This window comes from Streptomyces sp. NPDC007808, from assembly GCF_042868655.1.
Classification (GTDB): Bacteria; Actinomycetota; Actinomycetes; order Streptomycetales; family Streptomycetaceae; genus Streptomyces.
Map to the genome: position 1 here is coordinate 1 of NZ_JBIAEQ010000012.1, position 14,575 is coordinate 14,575.

Sequence of the window (14,575 nt, forward strand, 5' to 3'; positions counted from 1 at the left end):
GAGAAGCAGCGCGAGGAGTGGGAGCGCCAGTACGCCGAGGCGCAGACCCGCTTCGAGCAGCACCAGCAGCAGGTCATCAAGTCCCGCGAGGCCGACGCCGCTGCCGCGGCCGAGGGCGGCGAGGCTGCGGCTCCGGCCGCGTCCGGTGGCGGCTCGTACTCCTCCGAGGGCCCGGACAACTCCGGCGCGCTGGCCTCGGACGAGGCGCTTGCCGCGCTCCGCGAGAAGCTGGCCGGCGGCCAGAGCTGAACGCTCGCTGAGCAGTAGCTCCTGACTGAGGGGCCGTACCTTTCGAGGTGCGGCCCCTCAGCCGTGTCCGGGGGCGGCCGACCAGCGTCCGATCCGTAAAGATCGTGAGTCGCCCTGTCCCGGGAATGCCCACGCCCGTAAGGGCGTTGTCACGTACGGACACAAGGAGGGGCGGTCACAGTGCTTGATCCGCAGGGTTTGTACGCATGGGAGCCGAAGGGTCTGGCGGTCGTCGACATGGCGCTGGCCCAGGAGTCGGCCGGTCTTGTCATGCTCTACCACTTCGACGGATACATCGACGCGGGTGAGACCGGCGACCAGATCGTCGAGCGGATCCTCGACTCGCTGCCCCACCAGGTCGTCGCCCGCTTCGACCACGACCGGCTGGTGGACTACCGGGCCCGCCGTCCGCTGCTGACGTTCAAGCGCGACCGGTGGAGCGGCTACGAGGAGCCCGCCATCGAGGTGCGGCTCGTCCAGGACGCCACCGGGGCGCCCTTCCTGCTGCTGTCCGGGCCCGAGCCGGACGTGGAGTGGGAGCGTTTCGCGGCGGCCGTGCAGCAGATCGTGGAGCGGCTCGGCGTGCGCCTGTCGGTGAACTTCCACGGCATCCCCATGGGCGTCCCGCACACCCGCCCGGTCGGCCTCACCCCGCACGGCAACCGCACCGAGCTCGTTCCGGGCCACCGCAGCCCCTTCGACGAGGCCCAGGTGCCCGGCAGCGCCGAGTCCCTCGTCGAGTACCGGCTGATGGAGGCCGGGCACGACGTCCTGGGCGTCGCCGCGCACGTTCCGCACTACATCGCCCGCTCGCCGTACCCGGACGCGGCCCTGACCGTCCTGGAGGCCGTCACCGCGGCCACCGGACTCGTCCTGCCCGGCATCGCACACTCCCTGCGCACCGAGGCCCACCGCACGCAGAACGAGATCGACCGCCAGATCCGCGAGGGCGACGACGAGCTGACCAACCTCGTCGAGGGCCTAGAGCACCAGTACGACGCGATCGCCGGGGCCGAGAGCCGCGGCAACATGCTCGCCGAACCGGTCGACATCCCGTCGGCCGACGAGATCGGCCGTGAGTTCGAGCGGTTCCTGGCGGAGCGCGAGGGCGACAGCTGACGGCAGCCGAGGGGGCCGGTCCTGCCGGGCGCGCTGTCGGTGGCAGGGCCTAAGCTTCGGCACATGTTGAAGGTGGGCCTGACCGGCGGCATCGGTGCCGGCAAGAGCGAGGTGTCGCGGCTGCTCGTGGAGTGCGGGGCCGTGCTGATCGACGCGGACCGCATCGCGCGTGAGGTCGTCGCACCCGGCACGCCCGGTCTCGCGGCCGTCGTCGAGGCCTTCGGCGAGGACGTGCTCGCCGCGGACGGCAGTCTGGACCGGCCCAAGCTGGGCTCGATCGTCTTCACCGACCCCGACCGGCTCGCCGTACTGAACTCGATCGTCCACCCCCTCGTCGGTGCCCGCTCCCGCGCGCTCGAAGAGGCCGCCGCCGAGGACGCCGTGGTCGTCCACGACGTCCCGCTCCTCACGGAGAACGGCCTCGCGCCGCTCTACGACGTCGTGATCGTCGTCGACGCCGACGCCGAGACCCAGCTCGACCGGCTGGTCCGGTTGCGCGGCATGGCCGAGGAGGACGCGCGGGCGCGTATGGCCGCGCAGGCCGCGCGTGAGGAGCGTCTGGAGATCGCGGACATCGTCATCGACAACGACGTCCCCCTGGAAGCGCTTCAGCGGCGCGTCAAGGACGTGTGGGCGGAGCTCGTGCGCCGGGCCCAGGGGGCTCAGCACACCACCTCGCCCCAGCCGCCCCAGGAATAGCGGCTCGGTGTTCGCGCGTTGAACCGTCCCAGTGAGGGAAGGACTGTGCCGTGCCCGAGACCAGCGGTTCGACCGGACGTACTCCACAGACGCATGTCATCGACTTCCGCGCCGCCGAGCAACTGCTCGCCGCACGGGACCCGCGGGGCGCGGTGAAGCTGCTCGACGGGGTCATCGCCGCGCACCCCGAGAACACCGCCGCCCGGCTGCTGCGCGCGCGTGCCTTCTTCGCCGCCGCTCAACTGCGGCCCGCGGAGCTGGAGTTCACCATCGTCCTGGAGCGTGAACCGGACAACGCGTTCGCGCACTTCGCGCTCGCCCGGACCTATGAGCGCCAGGCGAGACCCGAGCAGGCCAGGCGCCACTTCCGGTTGGCGGCGGCACTCGACCCGAATCCGGAGTACCTGAAGGCGGCTCGGTTCGACGCGTGAGCGACGACCCCGAGGTGGGAGCGAGGGGCCGGCTACCGGCGGTGGTCCCCCCGGGCCGGCGGGTACGGACGGTTCGGCGACGGCGGCCGGTGGGGACGGCTGTCGGGCGGGCTGTACGGCGGGATGTCACGGCCCGGCTGGTAGTGCGGGCCCTGACGGATGTGCCGCAGGACCATCGCCAGGTCGACGGTGATCACCAGCCAGAGCGCCCCGCAGGCCGCCGCCCAGCCGGGTCGGCCGACGACCGCGAACGCGACGGTACCGAAGACCGTCCAGACGACACCCCACACGCACAGCCAGAAGCGGACCCGCAACGCACTGCGTGCTGTCGTCGGCTCGCTGCCCGTACGCATCCGCATCACCACTCCTTCTTGAAAGGTACTCCTCGTACCCGCCGGATTCCTTGCAGGGGGCTCAGTGCTGCCGGACACCGATGACCTCGCCGAGGTGCTGCTCGACCTCCAGGTGACCCACGAGGACGTCAACGACCTCGTGCGGATGAGCCGACGCGTCACCGACGACCCGGAACTGCGTCGGCTGCTGGAGGGGTTCGTCGACGAGCTGGTCCGGGGGCTGGGCGAGGTCGGCGACCCGGCGGGCCGGTCCGACCTGGACTGGGACCTGGACTGGCCCTCGGGGTCGCTGCGGCGCTGCTTCCCCGTGTACGTGTTCGTCGCGGCACTGCCGTACACGCGCGCGTACCACCGCGAGCGCGGCATCCCGGCGGAGGTCTCCCGGCGTACCCTCGCCGACCTCGGGCGGAACATGGCCGTGCACCGCAGGCGGTACGGCCGGACCGGGGTCCAGGCCCCGTGGTGGCTCGTCCGTCACTTCCGCGGCGAGCTGTATCAGCTGGGGCGGCTCCAGTTCGAGCGGACGCGGCTCGGGGAGCGGACCACGGCCGCGCTCGCGACGGCCGGGCTCGACACCGGCCCGGGCACGCCCTGTCTGAACCTGCACATCCCCGACTTCCACGGACCGCTCTCCCCGGCCGCCGTCGACCGGTCGCTGGCGCTCGCCCGCGAGTTCTTCCCGCGGCACTTCCCGCAGGAGCGGTACGCGGCCGCGACCTGCCACTCCTGGCTGCTGGACCCGCAGCTCGCCGAGTACCTCCCCGAGGACTCCAACATCGTCCGGTTCCAGACGCGTTGGCGCGTGGCCCAGCAGGGCGGCGAACCCACCGACACCGAGCCGGTCCAATTCGTTTTCGGCGACCCCGAGTTGCCCATCGACGGTCTGCCGCGCCGAACGGCCTTGGAGCGGGCGGTCGGAGACCATCTACGGGCGGGCGGACACTGGTACATCGGGCACGGCTGGCTGCCGTGGGACGGGCCTGCGTGAAAAACCGCCGGAACTCCCGTCGTTCAGCGATGAGTTCCGCCGCGAAGCCGGGTCTACCCCTGTGACAGCACCACGGACCACCGCTCACACAGGAGAACCCCCATGTCCGAGACGACCGCGTCCATCACCGCCTCCGCCCCGTCCGGCACCGTCATCGCCGAGTCCGCGACCCCGCGCGGCCGCCGGGCCCGCATCGCCCTGCGCGGCCTGCAGATACTGCTCGCCCTCTTCTACGCCGTCGCGAGCGGCCTGCCCAAGCTGATCGCGCACCCGTCGGCCGTCGAGGGCTTCGAGGAGCTCGGCTGGGGCAGCACGGGGATGTACATCATCGGCGCGCTCGAACTCGCCGGTGCCGTCGCGCTGTTGATCCCGGTGCTGCAGTCCGTGGCAGCCATGGCGCTGAGCGCCCTGATGGTGGGGGCCTTCGTCGTCACGATCACGGCCTTCGAGGGCGAGAACGCGGCGACACCGCTCATCCTGATCGTGCCGCTCGCCCTGATCGCCTGGGCCCGGCGGAGCTCCAACGCCGATCTGCTGCGGCTGCTGCGACGGCGTGGGTGAGCCGACGGCATCGGTGGCGTCCGGAACGGGGCTGGTCGCCCGCCGGACGCCACCGTCGTACGTCACGGTCCGGGGGGCCGCCCCGCGCCGCCCATCAGGCCGCGCAGGCGTTCCATCTCGCGCCGGTCCCGTTTCGTCGGCCGGCCCGTGCCGCGGTCGCGGACACCGGCCGGGGCGACGGCCTCGCGAGGCGGCGGAGGTGGCGAGTTGTCGACGTAGCACTGGGCGGCCACCGGGGCACCGACCCGTTTGCGGATGAGCCGCTTGACGATGACGATCCGCTCCCGGTTCTCCTGCCGGACGCGCACCTCGTCGCCCACGCGCAGGGAATGGGAGGGCTTCACGCTCTGGCCGTTCACGCGCACATGCCCGCCCTTGCAGGCGGTGGCGCCCATGGAGCGGGTCTTCACCAGACGTACGGCCCAGATCCAGCTGTCGACCCGGACGGACTCGCCGTTCTGCGGACCGGCGGCCTCGGCCGCGGCCACGGCGGCGGCGATCTTCGGGTCGGCGGCGGTCTTCGGCTCGACGGCGGGCCGCTCGGCCTTCGCCGCGTCCGGTCGGCCCTCGGCCATGCTGCCGGCCCTCTCCTCGTCATCCTCGCAAGCCATGCTCCGACCTTAGCCCGCGGACCGGGCCGGGGCGGCCGTACGGTGGAGCTGTGGACGCCCTCGCCGCTCTCGACCGCCGGATCGCGGACTGCCGGGCCTGCCCGCGGCTGGTGGCCTGGCGTGAGGAGGTGGCCCGCACCAGGCGCGCCGCCTTCGCCGACCAGACGTACTGGGGCCGACCGGTACCCGGCTTCGGCCCCTCGGACGCCCGGCTGCTGATCGTCGGGCTCGCCCCGGCCGCGCACGGGGGCAACCGCACCGGGCGGATGTTCACCGGAGATCGTTCCGGGGACGTGCTGTACCAGGCGCTGTACGACGTCGGCCTCGCCTCCCAGCCCACTTCGGTCGCGGTGGGCGACGGCCTGGAGCTGTCCGGCGTCCGTGTCACGGCGCCGGTGCACTGCGCCCCGCCCGCCAACAAGCCCACGCCGGGGGAGCGGGAGACGTGCCGGCCCTGGCTGCTTCAGGAGCTCAGGCTGCTGCGGCCCACGCTGCGGGCGGTCGTCGTCCTGGGGGCGTTCGGCTGGCAGGCGACGCTGCCGGCGCTGGCGGAGGCGGGATGGAGCGTGCCCCGGCCGCGGCCCGCCTTCGCGCACGGGACGCGGGTCGCGCTGGACGGGCTCGACGGCCGCGACCGGCTCGACCTCTTCGGGTGCTTCCACGTCAGCCAGCGCAACACCTTCACCGGCAGGCTCACGCCCGCGATGCTGCGGGAGGTGCTGCGTACGGCGGCGGGTGCGGCCGGGCTCGAAATCGAGGCGACGCGGTCGCCGTAGGGACGTTACGTTGATCGAATGGGCCTCTATCCGGAGATCGAGCCGTACGACCACGGCCTGCTCGACGTCGGCGACGGCAACCGGATCCACTGGGAGACCTGCGGAAACCCCCGAGGCAAGGCCGCGGTGGTGCTGCACGGCGGGCCGGGATCCGGTTGCACGCCGTACTTCAGGCGGCTGTTCGATCCCGCCGCCTACCGGATCGTGCTGCTCGACCAGCGCGGGTGCGGTCGTTCCACGCCGCACGCCGGTGCGTACGACACCGACATGAGCGTCAACACGACGGACCGTCTCCTGGCCGACCTCGAACTGCTGCGGCGGCATCTGGAGATCGAGCGGTGGCTGGTGTGGGGCGCCTCGTGGGGTTCGGTGCTCGGACTGCGGTACGCGCAGACGCACCCGGCGGCGGTGTCCGAGCTGGTGCTGACCCTGGTCGCCACCGGGGCGGACGCGGAGCACACGCTGCTGACCAGGGGACTGGGGAGGATCTTCCCCGAGGCGTACGAGCGGTTCCTCGCCGAACTGCCCGCCGACGAGCGGGAGGGCGATCTCGCCGCCGCGTACAACCGCCTTCTGGAGTCCGCCGATCCCGCCGTGCGGGAGCGCGCCGCGCGGGCCTGGACCGACTGGGAGACGGCGACCATCCCCGCCCCGCCGCGCTCGGTCCGGCGCTTCGAGGACCCGGAGTTCCGCATGGGGTTCGCCCGGACGGTCACGCACTACTGGGGCAACGGCTGCTTCCTGGGTGAGGGCAACGACGAAGGCGTGGTGCTGCGGGACGCGGGCCTGCTCAAGGGCACTCCCGGCACCCTCGTCCAGGGCAGCCTCGACTTCGGCAACCTCCTCGGCACCGTATGGCGCCTCCATCATGCCTGGCCGCGCAGTGAGTTGATCGTCGTCGACGAGGCCGGGCACGACGCGGGGGCGCCCGGGATGACCGAGGCGCTGATCGCGGCGACGGACAAGTACGCGCGTTAACAAGGAGACTCGTTCCCATGGCAGTCATTCACCACACGACCCTGAAGCCGACGAAGGTGGAACTCCTCACCTCCTGGCTGCCCACCCGCCCCTGGTACGCGGGCGGCACGGGCGAACCGCAGCTGACCAAGGCGGGCGGCTTCCGGCTGGACGACCCCGCGGGCGAGGTCGGTATCGAGTTCATGGTGGTCACCGACACGTCCGGCCCCAGCCCTCACGCGTACCTGGTACCGCTCACCTACCGCGGCGCACCGCTCGACGGCGCGGAGCACGCCCTGGTCGGCACCATGGAGCACGGGGTGCTGGGCCCGCGCTGGGTGTACGACGGCTGCCACGACCCGGTGCTGCTCGCCCAGCTGGCGGCCCTGCTGGAGGGCCGGGTGCACGCCCAGGCGCAGAGCGTCAGCGACACACCCGACCACGAGGTCACCCGTTCCCACGCCGGTGACGATGCCCTTCCCGCGGCCTTCGCCACGATCACCGACGACCCTGAGGGCACCGAACTCACCGCACCGCAGGGCGTGACCCTCCACCTGCACCGCGTCCTGCGGCCCGCCCCGGACGGTCAGCCCCTCCCGGAGCCGGGCTCGACGGGCCATGTCGCGGGCGCCTGGTCCATGCCGGACGGCACCCGCGTCCGCGGGCTGTTCGCCACCTTGAGTGCGGGCCCGCGACCCTGACGGGGTCTGGCGTGGCCGTCCGGGGACGCGGTCGTGGCCGTCCGGGTGGGCGCGGTCGTGGCCGTTCGGGTGGGCGCGGTGTGCGGTGCTGTTCGCGCGGTTCCAGGGCCCGGGCGCGCACCGGTTGATCACCCCTGCGGGGCCCATCGGTTGGGTCGCTCCTGTGGAGGGTGGCCCAACCGGTCGGTCGCTCCGACGAAGGGCGGCCGAGGGGAACCGCTCACCTCCGGCCCGGGAGCCAGACGTACCGCACGTCCGGCTCCCGCTCCTCGTTCCCGCTGCCGTCCGTGCGCTCGACGGCGACGAAGCCATGGCGTTCGTAGAAGCGGTGGGCGGGTGTGTTGACCTGGAAGGTCCACAGGCTCAGCCCGTCCGGGCGGCGGCGCTTGGCGAGGTCGACGAAGCGGTCGCCGATGCCACGGCCGCGCCAGTCGGGGTCGAGGTAGAGCTGGGAGAGCTGGTCGCCGTCGAGCACCATGAGGCCGGTGACGCGGTCGGCGGCCTCGGCGACCCAGGTCTCCCGCAACAGCACCACCACTTCCCGGAAGTACGTCCGCACCTCGTCGTCGGAACGGGGCCGCACGACCGTCGGCAGCGCGGCGGCGAAGGACCGCAGCCAGACGTCGGCGACGGCGCCCGCGTCGGTCGCGACGGCCCGGCGCAGCGCCACGGGGGTCACGACCGCGGCTCCCGGCCCGCGTCCGGGACGACGGCGGTGGCCGTGATCTCCACCAACTGCCCCGGGTACCCGAGGCAGGCGACCCCGAGCAGCGTGGACGCGTGCGGACCGGCACTCAGCCCCGACGCCTCGACGACGTCCCAGACGGCGGACAGCACCGTCGTGTCAGCGCTGACGACGTACACGTCGGTGGACAGCACGTGTGCCAAGTCGCTTCCGACCGCGCGCAGTTGTTCTGCCAAGTTGGCGATCACCTGCTCGGTCTGCCGCACCGGGTCTTGCTCGCCGACGAGGTTCCCGTCGGCGTCGAGGGGCACCGAACCGGCGAGGAAGGCGAGCCTCGTGCCGGCCTCCACGACGGAGGCGTGCGAGTAGGTGGGGGGTGGGAAGAGGGCGGGGGAGGTGACGCGGCGGATGGCGGCACGGGCGGTCATGCGGGCTCCTGAGGGCCGGGGTGCAGTTCGCGGCGGTCGACCCGCCGATCATGAGTGCCGGCACCGGCCCGCGCATCCGATTTTCCCGCGCCGGCCACCCCGCGGGTCCCGTCGCGCCCTCGGAGTTCACACAGCTGTCGTTCGCATTCCCGGGCGAGTTCCGGGTACGCCTCGGCGATGGCCGCGTAGACCCTGCGGCGCAACACCTCCTCGGCCGCCGCCCGTCCCGCGCTGTCGCGCAGGTCGGCGAGGATGTCGTCGTAGCGGCTCAGCCGGTGGCGCAGATAGTCGACCTTCCAGCGGTCGAGGATCCCGGCCGCCCCGCTACCCGTGGCCGCCCCGCTACCCGTGGGCTCCCCGCTCTCCGCGGTCCGCCGCTCATGATGCGCGACGGCGAGCACCGTGAGCCTGGCCGGTGCCAGCCGGGGCACGTCCAAGGGCTCCGCGGCCACCCGCGCCGACACCTCACGCCGCCTGCGCTGCGACGCGGCCCGCACGCCCGGGGAGCGCCGTGCGGCGACGGCGGACAGGGCCCGGAACTCCTCGCTTCGCTCGGCGGCTTCGACGCGCTCGATGCGGTAGAGGCGGGTCGGCGGGGCCGACCGGGAGACGGGACTCGCCCGCAACAGATCCGGTCCACGGAGCAGTTGGCGCACCATGGCCACGGTCCACCCGCGGGCGCGCAGGTTGGCGGCGGAGAGATACGCGCGGGCAGGCCGCTGCCGCTCCTCGCTCTGCTCCCGCGGGCCCTTCTCGTATGTCTCCCGCGGGCCCTTCTCGTGCGTCGCCATGACCGCTTCCCCCGTCGTCGTGACTCTGAGTGACGAGTTCATTGATAACGCGCGGCACTGACAACGCGGTGAGCGGTCGGTCCTTCGTGGTTGCGTTCATAAAGAACGTGGCGTTTTCAAGCATCGTCACATCCCCGAAACGTTCACGTCCTCCCGTCTCCGGCAACCCGCTCTACCGTGGACAGCACAGCCCACAGCCCCGGCCGCCGTCGCCCGAAGGCACCACCCCTCGCCCTCGACGAGACGACAGGAGCCCCGTGTCCCGCCCCGCACCATCGTTCCTCGCCCTCCCTCCCTGGCTCGCCCATGCCCTGCGCACCCAAGGCGGCCCCGTGCCCTGGAGCGCGGTCGTCCGGGGAGCACTGGCGGCCGGACCGCTGCTGTCCTTCGGGGTGGCCACGGGTCACACCACCCTGGGCGTCGTGGCCGCCATCGCCGCCATGCTGGCCGGCGTCAACGACCGTCCCGGCAGCCGCCGTGCCTCCGTCAATCGGCTCGGGGCGCCCGCGCTGGCGGGAGCGGCGGGGGTGCTCGCCGGGACGTACGCCGGGGAACACGTCGGAGCGGTTCCGCTGACCGTCCTGCTCACCGGCCTCGGACTCCTCGCCGGGGGCATCAGCGCCGTCGGACCCGTGGCCTCCGCCGCCGGTACGCAGCTTCTCGTCGCCGCCGCCATCGGGGCCGGGATGCCGTTGCCCGAGCCCGGATGGCAGCGGGCGCTCGGCTATCTGGCCGGGGCCGCGTGGCTGCTCGCGCTGCGCCTCGCGCTGCCCACGCCCGGTTCGCTCGCCGGGGACTTCCGGTTCGACGGGGAGCGGGAAGCCGTCGCCGACGTGTACGACGCGGTGGCGGACCTCCTCGACGCCGCCGGCGGCCCGCACGCCACCGCCCGCCGCGCCGCGCTCACCGCGGCCCTCGATCACGCGCAGGACGCCCTCACCGGGCCCCGGCTGCGGCGGTACGCCTCCTCGTCCACCGAACGTCGGCTGCATGCGCAGTACGCCGCCGCGCTGCCGCTGGGCGAGGCCGCCACCGCGCTCGCCTGGACGGGGGAAGTCGTGCCCGCCCGGGCCTCGGCGGGGCCCCGCCGGCTCGCCGCGGCCGTACGCGCCAACACGCATCCCGGCCCGCTCCCCGCGCCCCACCGCTCGGCGCCCGCCCTGCGTGCCCTCGACGACGCCCTGCTGCATGCCGCCGAGGCCTTCGACCGGGGGAAGGGAAGCGACCTGCACACCCGGCGGCATACGGCCGCAGACCTGTTCCGAGGCGTGTTCGGGGTCGGCGGACGGGAGTACGGCCTGCGGGTCGCCCTGTGCTTCGGGGCCAGTGTCGGCATCGCCCAGGCCCTGCACCACGCCCAGTGGTACGGGCAGCACGACCACTGGTACTGGCTCCCGGCCACCACCGTCTTCCTCGTCAAGCCCGACCTCGGACCCCTCGTGTCCCGGGTGCTGTGCCGGGCCGCCGGCACCGTGCTGGGAGCCCTGCTCTTCGCCGCGTTCGCGGCCGTGCTGCCCCGGCCGGAAGGGCTCATCGCTCTCGTGGCGCTCAGCGGCGCCCTCATCCCCGTGGCCACGCGGCACTTCGCCGCCCAGACCCTGGTGGTGACCCTCCTCGTCCTCGCCCTGGTGATGGTGGGCGGCGAACCGCAGGCGTCCGCGAGCCGCATCGGGGAGACCCTGCTGGCCTGCGCGCTCGTGCTCGTCGTGGGGCACATCCCGATGCCGGGGCAGCGCGGCGGGGGCGTGCGGTCACGCCTCACGGCGGCCGCCCGGGCCACATACGCCTACCTCGCCCACGTGCTGCGTGAGTCCGGGGCCGGGAACACCGCCGACCTGCCGTACGACCCCGACCCCGCCGCCCCCGGTGCCCGCGCCGTCCGCTGGACCCTGCGCCGCGAGGCCTACCGTGCGCTCGCCGAGGCCCGTGGCGCCATCGCCCTCGCTTCCGCGGAACTGCCCGCGCTCGCCCGGCACACGGAGGGCGCGGACCAGGTCGTCGCCACCCTCGAACGGCTCGTCGACGCGACGACCGCATCCGCCGTGCACCTCGACGACTCCGGTCGGCTCACACCCGCGGACACCGGCCAGCTGGCCGGTCTCCTGGAGGAGCTGGAGAAGGGACGCGGCCGGTACGGGCTACGGTTCCCCGCGCCCCCCGACCTCCCCCTCGCCGTCTGAGACGGGCGCGACAGCACGTACGGCCACCAGCTGTCCGCCCGCCGCCGTCATTCCCGCCCGCACCTGGGTCGCGAACCCCTGCGCCGCCACGACCGGCTCCACCTTCCCGGCGATCTCCTCGGCCCTGCGCCCCTTCGGCGGCTCCCAGCACAGGCACAGCACACCGCCGGGCGCCAGCCACCGCCGCAGGGCGGCCACCGCGGCGAGGGCCTCCTCGTCCGGGGCGTGGGTCCAGAACAGGTTCACATTGACGGCGAAGACCTTGTCGAACGCGGCGACGGGGAAGTCGGCCTCCTCAAGGGTCGCCCGGTGAAGGACCGCCCGGCCCGCCGCGACCCGAGGCGCGTTACGCAGCCGTGCCGCCCGTAGCGCCGTCTCCGAGCGGTCGATCGCCGTCACCGTGCCGGAGGTCAGCCGCTCGCACACCAGGGCCACCGCGACTCCCCGGCCGCAGCCGATCTCCAGCACCCGGTCGGTGGGGGAGAGGTCCAGGTTCTCGACCGCCCAGGTCAGACGCTCCGGAACGTCACCCACGACCCGTCTCCCCTTTCATCCCGCCGCTCTTCCTTCCGGCTCGGTTCCGAGTCCCCGGCCGTCACCGTGGGCCCCGGCCCCGGCCCCGCTCCCGCCCCGTACTCGGGCCGCCGGGTCCGGCCCCGTCACGCCCCGTCGCTCCCGCGGACCGCATCCGGTGCCGGGACGGCCGAGAATGTCCGGTTCCTAGGATTCACGGTTCCGAGGGGCATGTCGGGCCCCTTCCCGGTGCCGTGGCGGTCGAGTCTGCGAGGTGCGGTGGTGAGGCCGGCGTGCAAGGGGTGCGGTGGGCCGGCGGGCAAGGGGTGCGGGCGGGTGCGGCGGATCCGCGGCGCGAATGCGCCGGTTCGGCCCACGCGAGCCGACGACCCCGCCGTACGTTGACGGGATGACGCCTTCTCCAGAAGAGGCTCCCGCCGACCTCATCATCACCGGCTGCACCGTCCTCGTGCACGACGATCACGAGCGGATCGGGTTCGAGGAGAACGCCGCGGTCGTCGTACGCGACGGAGTCGTCGAGTCCGTCACGACCGCCGACGCCGTGCGCGGCCGGCCCGCCCTCGAACGCCTCGACGCGCCCGGCCAGGTAGCCCTCCCCGGCCTCGTCAACTGCCACACCCATGCCCCCATGGTCGCCCTGCGCGGCGTCGCCGAGGACCTGCCCACCGAGGAGTGGTTCAACGACGTCGTCTGGCCCGTCGAGTCCAACCTCACCGACAAGGACGTGGAGCTGGGGGCCCGGCTCGCCTGCGCCGAGATGATCCGGGGCGGCGTCACCTGCTTCGCCGACCACTACTTCTCGATGGACGCGGTCGCCGCCGTCGTCGCCGAGTGCGGGATGCGGGCCCACCTCGGTGAGGCGTTCTTCTCCTCCCAGGGACCCGGCGGACGGGAGAGGTCGCTGGACTTCGCGCTCCGGCATCGGGGCGGCGCAGACGGCCGTATCACCACCGCGCTCGCCCCGCACGCCCCCTACACCGTGGACGAGGCCGACCTCACCGCCACCGCGGAACTCGCCCGCGAGCACGGCCTCCCCGTCCACATCCACGCCTCCGAGAACCGCGACCAGACCGACACCAGCCTCGCCCGCCACGGCGTGACCCCCGTCGAGGTCCTGAAGCGCACCGGGCTCCTCGACGTCGACGTCCTCATCGCCCACGGCACCGGCATCCTCGCCCGCGACCTGCCGGTCCTGCGCGACGCCGCCGGCCTCACGGCCGTGGCCACCGCGCCCCGCGGGTACCTCAAGTTCGCCTGGCCCACCACCACACCCGTACGCGCCCTGCACGACATCGGCATCCCCGTCGGCCTCGCCACGGACGGTGCCGCTTCCAACAACTCCCTCGACGTGTGGGAGGCGATGGCCCTCACCGCCCTCGTCCAGAAGTCGACGACCGGCGACCCCCGCTGGCTGACCTCCCGTCAGGCCCTGCATCACGCCACCCTCCAGAGCGCCCGCGCGGTCGGGCTCGGTGACCGCCTCGGCAGCATCGCTCCCGGCCGGCGCGCCGACCTCGTCCTGGTCGACCTCACCGGCCCGCACACCCAGCCCGTCCACGACCTCGCCGCCACCCTCGTGCACTGTGCCCGCTCCTGCGACGTGCGCACGACCATCGTCGACGGACGGATCCTGATGCGGGACCGGGAGCTGCTGACGATCGACGTCCCCGCGGTCGTGGCGGAGTTGGAGGAGCGCATGCCCGCCCTGCTCGACCGCGGCCACGGCAGGCGGATCCAGGAGTACGACACCTAGGTGTACGGACCCGCGAGGTCGCTGACACGGCTGATGGGTGGCCGGCCGTCGAGTGCGGGTCGAGGAGAAGATTCGTCCCTTCGGGACATGCATGGGGTGGACCATGCCTTGGTACCCGTCGTACGGCAGCGAGTTCGACCACGACTTCGAGGTGACCCTGCAGCACGAGGGCGAGTTGGTGGAACGGCCCGGCGTCAGCTGCTTCCCGCGGGACGGGGAGCGCGTGTTCCACACGTACTCGACGGGCGGGCGCGGCCTGGACGGGCTCAGCTCGACCGCCGGCTTCCTCGACCTCACCGCGCTGGGTCGGCAGGAGGAGTGGGAGGAACCCAAGGGGCGCGCGTCGGCTCTTGGGGCGCCTGCGGGAAGTGAGCGCCTCCGGTATCACGACGAGTACGAGGACTGGCACCGAACGTAGTGTTTGACCCTCAAGAGTGAGCGAGCATTCACCCAGAGCGGTGAACGAGTGTCAACTACGTCTCAGTCCCGTCACCGGGCGAGGCGATTCACCTCCGGCGGGCGTTAACTCCTACAAGCACGACGCTTACTGGAGGTGCAGGATGGTGAACGGGCGAACAGTGCTCGAACGCTTTCCCGCGGGAGGGCCGCGGGGATCGTGGCCGGCGGAGGAGTTCGCGCACGCACGGCGGATGGAGGGCCTGGCCGCCGAGGTCGTCATGGACCTCGCGACGGACACGTTCCTGGTGATCGTCCGGGGAGAGGCCACGGCCGACGCGGCCGCGTGAGACGGGGGTCCGC

General features: G+C 73.1%; 17 protein-coding genes and 2 pseudogenes. 13 read left to right on the forward strand and 6 right to left on the reverse strand.

The window, feature by feature from the left end; translation table 11 throughout:
- The 4 genes and pseudogenes from rpsA to ACFYNL_RS36715 all read left to right on the forward strand — a co-directional run.
- Positions 1 to 249: pseudogene (gene rpsA / locus ACFYNL_RS36700) on the forward strand (30S ribosomal protein S1); the annotation flags it as partial.
- Between the two features lie 180 nt (positions 250 to 429).
- On the forward strand, positions 430 to 1,368 hold the full coding sequence (locus ACFYNL_RS36705) for a PAC2 family protein (RefSeq protein ID WP_388811732.1): 939 nt from the start codon (positions 430 to 432) through the stop codon (positions 1,366 to 1,368).
- A 63-nt stretch (positions 1,369 to 1,431) separates the two neighbouring features.
- Positions 1,432 to 2,067 carry a dephospho-CoA kinase gene (gene coaE / locus ACFYNL_RS36710; protein ID WP_388811735.1) on the forward strand — a complete coding sequence of 212 codons (636 nt, stop codon included), beginning with the start codon at positions 1,432 to 1,434 and terminating at the stop codon, positions 2,065 to 2,067.
- A 50-nt stretch (positions 2,068 to 2,117) separates the two neighbouring features.
- Complete coding sequence (locus ACFYNL_RS36715) at positions 2,118 to 2,498, forward strand: tetratricopeptide repeat protein (RefSeq protein WP_388811738.1); 381 nt, start codon at positions 2,118 to 2,120, stop codon at positions 2,496 to 2,498.
- A gap of 32 nt (positions 2,499 to 2,530) precedes the next feature.
- Here ACFYNL_RS36715 and ACFYNL_RS36720 read toward each other — a convergent pair whose 3' ends face one another.
- Entirely contained in the window at positions 2,531 to 2,851 is a 321-nt protein-coding gene (locus ACFYNL_RS36720) for a DUF6343 family protein (protein WP_388812334.1), read from the reverse strand.
- A gap of 64 nt (positions 2,852 to 2,915) precedes the next feature.
- Between ACFYNL_RS36720 and ACFYNL_RS36725 the strand changes: the two genes are divergently transcribed.
- Positions 2,916 to 3,839, forward strand: coding sequence for an acyltransferase domain-containing protein (locus tag ACFYNL_RS36725; protein WP_388811739.1), 924 nt, complete (start codon positions 2,916 to 2,918; stop codon positions 3,837 to 3,839).
- Between the two features lie 102 nt (positions 3,840 to 3,941).
- On the forward strand, positions 3,942 to 4,400 hold the full coding sequence (locus tag ACFYNL_RS36730; RefSeq protein ID WP_388811742.1) for a DoxX family protein: 459 nt from the start codon (positions 3,942 to 3,944) through the stop codon (positions 4,398 to 4,400).
- A 62-nt stretch (positions 4,401 to 4,462) separates the two neighbouring features.
- Here ACFYNL_RS36730 and ACFYNL_RS36735 read toward each other — a convergent pair whose 3' ends face one another.
- Entirely contained in the window at positions 4,463 to 5,011 is a 549-nt protein-coding gene (locus tag ACFYNL_RS36735; RefSeq protein WP_388811745.1) for an RNA-binding S4 domain-containing protein, read from the reverse strand.
- A 50-nt stretch (positions 5,012 to 5,061) separates the two neighbouring features.
- On the opposite strand from ACFYNL_RS36735, the gene ACFYNL_RS36740 reads away from it, so the two are divergent.
- Genes ACFYNL_RS36740 through ACFYNL_RS36750 form a run of 3 tightly spaced genes read left to right on the forward strand, consistent with a single transcriptional unit; the run spans position 5,062 to position 7,445 of the window.
- The gene (locus ACFYNL_RS36740) at positions 5,062 to 5,787 is read left to right on the forward strand and encodes a uracil-DNA glycosylase (protein ID WP_388811748.1); all 726 of its coding nucleotides are present in this window, start codon (positions 5,062 to 5,064) and stop codon (positions 5,785 to 5,787) included.
- Between the two features lie 18 nt (positions 5,788 to 5,805).
- Positions 5,806 to 6,765 carry a prolyl aminopeptidase gene (pip, locus tag ACFYNL_RS36745; RefSeq protein WP_388811749.1) on the forward strand — a complete coding sequence of 320 codons (960 nt, stop codon included), beginning with the start codon at positions 5,806 to 5,808 and terminating at the stop codon, positions 6,763 to 6,765.
- A 17-nt stretch (positions 6,766 to 6,782) separates the two neighbouring features.
- Positions 6,783 to 7,445: a 1,4-alpha-glucan branching protein gene (locus ACFYNL_RS36750; protein WP_388811751.1), complete on the forward strand. Its 663-nt coding sequence runs from the start codon at positions 6,783 to 6,785 to the stop codon at positions 7,443 to 7,445.
- A gap of 220 nt (positions 7,446 to 7,665) precedes the next feature.
- On the opposite strand, the gene ACFYNL_RS36755 is transcribed toward ACFYNL_RS36750, so the two are convergent.
- The 3 genes from ACFYNL_RS36755 to ACFYNL_RS36765 are packed head-to-tail and all read right to left on the reverse strand — an operon-like array spanning position 7,666 to position 9,349.
- A complete protein-coding gene (locus ACFYNL_RS36755) occupies positions 7,666 to 8,124 on the reverse strand; it encodes a GNAT family N-acetyltransferase (protein WP_388811753.1) in 459 nt (152 codons plus the stop codon).
- Positions 8,121 to 8,558, reverse strand: a complete 438-nt coding sequence (locus ACFYNL_RS36760; RefSeq protein WP_388811756.1) for a RidA family protein — start codon at positions 8,556 to 8,558, stop codon at positions 8,121 to 8,123. The genes ACFYNL_RS36755 and ACFYNL_RS36760 overlap by 4 nt, the downstream gene beginning before the upstream one ends.
- Positions 8,555 to 9,349, reverse strand: coding sequence for a hypothetical protein (locus ACFYNL_RS36765; RefSeq protein ID WP_388811759.1), 795 nt, complete (start codon positions 9,347 to 9,349; stop codon positions 8,555 to 8,557). Before ACFYNL_RS36765 ends, ACFYNL_RS36760 begins: the two co-directional genes overlap by 4 nt.
- A 257-nt stretch (positions 9,350 to 9,606) precedes the next feature.
- Here ACFYNL_RS36765 and ACFYNL_RS36770 point away from each other — a divergent pair, with 257 nt between their 5' ends.
- Complete coding sequence (locus ACFYNL_RS36770; RefSeq protein ID WP_388811761.1) at positions 9,607 to 11,529, forward strand: FUSC family protein; 1,923 nt, start codon at positions 9,607 to 9,609, stop codon at positions 11,527 to 11,529.
- On the opposite strand, the gene ACFYNL_RS36775 is transcribed toward ACFYNL_RS36770, so the two are convergent.
- Positions 11,488 to 12,063 carry an SAM-dependent methyltransferase gene (locus tag ACFYNL_RS36775; RefSeq protein WP_388811764.1) on the reverse strand — a complete coding sequence of 192 codons (576 nt, stop codon included), beginning with the start codon at positions 12,061 to 12,063 and terminating at the stop codon, positions 11,488 to 11,490. The genes ACFYNL_RS36770 and ACFYNL_RS36775 overlap by 42 nt on opposite strands.
- 388 nt (positions 12,064 to 12,451) lie before the next feature.
- On the opposite strand from ACFYNL_RS36775, the gene ACFYNL_RS36780 reads away from it, so the two are divergent.
- The 3 genes and pseudogenes from ACFYNL_RS36780 to ACFYNL_RS36790 all read left to right on the forward strand — a co-directional run bounded on the left by ACFYNL_RS36780 (position 12,452) and on the right by ACFYNL_RS36790 (position 14,562).
- A complete protein-coding gene (locus ACFYNL_RS36780; protein ID WP_388811767.1) occupies positions 12,452 to 13,816 on the forward strand; it encodes an amidohydrolase in 1,365 nt (454 codons plus the stop codon).
- A gap of 67 nt (positions 13,817 to 13,883) precedes the next feature.
- Positions 13,884 to 14,234 (forward strand): annotated as a pseudogene (locus ACFYNL_RS36785) (DUF899 family protein); the annotation flags it as partial.
- A gap of 142 nt (positions 14,235 to 14,376) precedes the next feature.
- Positions 14,377 to 14,562 (forward strand): hypothetical protein, encoded by a 186-nt coding sequence (locus tag ACFYNL_RS36790; protein ID WP_388811769.1) that lies wholly within the window; start codon positions 14,377 to 14,379, stop codon positions 14,560 to 14,562.
- Positions 14,563 to 14,575: the final 13 nt, after the last annotated feature.

Bases quoted from the DNA above. Each gene is read 5' to 3' on its own strand.
- coaE (WP_388811735.1), top strand. From the start codon at position 1,432: ATGTTGAAGGTGGGCCTGACCGGCGGCATCGGTGCCGGCAAGAGCGAG.
- ACFYNL_RS36720 (WP_388812334.1), bottom strand. From the start codon at position 2,851: ATGCGTACGGGCAGCGAGCCGACGACAGCACGCAGTGCGTTGCGGGTC.
- ACFYNL_RS36730 (WP_388811742.1), top strand. From the start codon at position 3,942: ATGTCCGAGACGACCGCGTCCATCACCGCCTCCGCCCCGTCCGGCACC.
- ACFYNL_RS36735 (WP_388811745.1), bottom strand. From the start codon at position 5,011: ATGGCTTGCGAGGATGACGAGGAGAGGGCCGGCAGCATGGCCGAGGGC.
- pip (WP_388811749.1), top strand. From the start codon at position 5,806: ATGGGCCTCTATCCGGAGATCGAGCCGTACGACCACGGCCTGCTCGAC.
- ACFYNL_RS36750 (WP_388811751.1), top strand. From the start codon at position 6,783: ATGGCAGTCATTCACCACACGACCCTGAAGCCGACGAAGGTGGAACTC.
- ACFYNL_RS36760 (WP_388811756.1), bottom strand. From the start codon at position 8,558: ATGACCGCCCGTGCCGCCATCCGCCGCGTCACCTCCCCCGCCCTCTTC.
- ACFYNL_RS36765 (WP_388811759.1), bottom strand. From the start codon at position 9,349: ATGGCGACGCACGAGAAGGGCCCGCGGGAGACATACGAGAAGGGCCCG.
- ACFYNL_RS36780 (WP_388811767.1), top strand. From the start codon at position 12,452: ATGACGCCTTCTCCAGAAGAGGCTCCCGCCGACCTCATCATCACCGGC.
- ACFYNL_RS36790 (WP_388811769.1), top strand. From the start codon at position 14,377: ATGGTGAACGGGCGAACAGTGCTCGAACGCTTTCCCGCGGGAGGGCCG.